Annotated in this window: 3 protein-coding genes; all 3 read left to right on the plus strand. The window is 71.9% G+C overall.

Going from position 1 to position 2,516, the window contains the following annotated elements; genetic code table 11:
* Nucleotides 1-926, plus strand: a 926-nt coding sequence (locus tag ACIBSV_RS50585; protein ID WP_395874774.1) for a peptidoglycan-binding protein, incomplete at its 5' end; no start/stop codon positions are given.
* Nucleotides 923-1,696, plus strand: a complete 774-nt coding sequence (locus ACIBSV_RS50590) for an ABC transporter ATP-binding protein (protein ID WP_395874776.1) — start codon at nt 923-925, stop codon at nt 1,694-1,696. The genes ACIBSV_RS50585 and ACIBSV_RS50590, both read left to right, overlap by 4 nt.
* Nucleotides 1,693-2,516 (plus strand): ABC transporter permease (locus ACIBSV_RS50595; protein ID WP_395874779.1); only part of this gene is annotated, 824 nt, incomplete at its 3' end. The genes ACIBSV_RS50590 and ACIBSV_RS50595, both read left to right, overlap by 4 nt.

Consider the following 2,516-nt stretch of genomic DNA (forward strand, 5'->3'; position numbering starts at 1 on the left):
CGGGTGGTGGGTCCGGTACGGGCGGAGGTTCCGGTCGGGGTGGTTCGCCGCCGGATGCCGGGAACGACGCGGGGCCCGGGACGATCACCTGGCTTCCGGGCGTGGGCGACACGTTGTCGCGCGGTGATCGGGTGTACGGGCGGGACGGGACGAAGGTGCCGTTGTTCTATGGCGAGACGCCGTTCTGGCGGGCGTTGTCCGTCGGTGTGGACAAGGGTGTGGACGTCCGCGAGTTGGAGCAGAACCTCCAGGCCCTGGGGTACGGCGGGTTCACCGTGGACGAGAGGTTCACCGACGCCACCGCCGGTGCGGTGAAGAAGTGGCAGAAGGACATGGGCCGCAAACAGACCGGCCGGTTCGATCCCGGTGACGCGGTCGTGCTGCCGGACTCGGTCCGGGTCGGCGAGGTCACCGCGGTCCTGGGCGCGAGTTCGCAGGGGCCGCTGTTCAAGGCGAGCGGCACCGGCCGCCGGGTCACCGTGAACCTGCCGGTCAACAAGCAGACCCTGGCGACCAAGGACGCCAAGGTCCGGGTCACGCTGCCCGGCGGGAGGACCGCGACCGGCACCGTCACCCGGGTCGGCACCGTGGCCGAGGAGGGCGAGCAGACCCCGGGGTCCGCGCCGGGCGGGGACAGGGCCACCATCCCGGTCGACATCGCGCTCGACCGGCCCGAGGACGCGGGCACCCTGGACGGCGCGCCGGTCACCGTCGGGTTCACCGGCAAGGAGCGCAAGGGCGTGCTCACCGTCCCGGTCAACGCGCTGCTCGCGCTCGCCGAGGGCGGCTACGGGGTGGAGGCCCTCGAACCGGACGGCGGCACCCGGCTGCTCGAGGTCGAACTCGGGATGTTCGCCGACGGGCGGGTCGAGGTGACCGGCGACGGCGTGATCGAGGGCCTGAAGGTCGGGGTGCCCAAGGCATGAGCATGAGGAGGCATCGCACAACGCCGCACACGACGACCGAACCGGAACCGCCAGGCGGTCACGGCACGGTACCGGTGATCGAACTCGAGCACGTCGGCCGGTCCCACCCCGGTGGCGTCCGTGCGTTGATCGACGCGAACCTGACGGTCGAGGCGGGCGAACTGCTCGCGGTGGTCGGACCGTCCGGGTCCGGGAAGTCGACCATGCTCCAGTTGATGGGCACCCTGGACCGGCCGACCGAGGGGGTGGTGCGCCTGCTCGGGCACGACGTCGCGCGGCTGAGGGACCGTCAACTCTCCGGCGTGCGGGCCAACTGGATCGGCTTCGTGTTCCAGCAGTTCTTCCTCACCGAGCACTTCACCGCGGTCGACAACGTGGCCAACGGCCTCTACTACCACGGCATCCCCGTCCGCGAACGCCGCGAACGCGCCGCCGACGCGCTGGCCAGGGTCGGCCTGGGCAGCCGACTCGACCACGTCCCCCGCGAATTGTCCGGCGGCGAACGCCAACGCGTCGCCATCGCCCGCGCACTGGTCGCCCGACCCGCACTCGTCCTCGCCGACGAACCCACCGGCGCACTCGACTCACGCTCCGGGACGACGGTGATGCGGCTGCTGCACGAACTCCACGCGGACGGCACCACCATCGTCGTCATCACCCACGACCCCGGGATCGCCCGATCGCTGCCCCGCCGGGTCGAGATCCTCGACGGCCGCATCCACGCGGACAGCGGAGCGACGAACACGCTGCCGGTGGGGGTGCCCGGATGACGAGGACCGGCCAGGACACCGTCACCATCCGACCGACGCCGGTGCCGCTGCCCGACACAGCGCGGCTGGGACCCTTCGACGTGGTGCGCGTCGGCCTGCTCGGCGTACGCGGCCGGCCGATGCGCGCCGTCCTGTCCGGCCTGGGCATCGCCATCGGGATCGCCGCCATGGTCGCCGTCCTGGGCATCGGCACCGCCAGCCAGGCCCGACTCATGGACCAGATCCGAAGCCTGGGCACGAACATGCTCTCGGTCGGACCCGGCGACTCGATGTTCGGCGGCAAGGTGAAACTGCCCGAGGACGCGGTCGACATGGTGCGCCGGATCGGCCCGGTGACCTCCGCGAGCGCCACGGCCCAGTTGGACGGTCGCAGCGTCCGACGCACCGACCGGATCGACCCGCGCGAAACCAAGGGCATCACCGTCGCCGCGACCCGCGAGGACCTCCTCGGCACGATCGGCGGACGGGTCGGCAAGGGGCAGTGGTTCAACGCCGCCACCTCCCGCTACCCCACCGTCGTCCTGGGCTCGCGGGCGGCCGAGTTGCTCGGCGTCGACGGGCCCAACCGGCAGGTGTGGATCGGCGAGCGGTGGTTCACCGTCATCGGCATCCTGGACCCCATACCCCTGGCCCCCGAGGTGGACCGTTCGGCGCTGGTCGGCTGGCAGGCCGCCCGCGACCTCCTCGACTTCGACGGACACCCCACCCGCATCTACGAACGCTCCACCGAGGACGCCGTCAACGACGTACGCAACGTCCTCGCCGCAACCGTCAACCCGGCCGACCCCGCCGGAGTCAAGGTCAGCCGCCCCTCCGACGC

The organism is Embleya sp. NPDC050154, assembly GCF_044460165.1.
GTDB lineage: Bacteria > Actinomycetota > Actinomycetes > Streptomycetales > Streptomycetaceae > Embleya.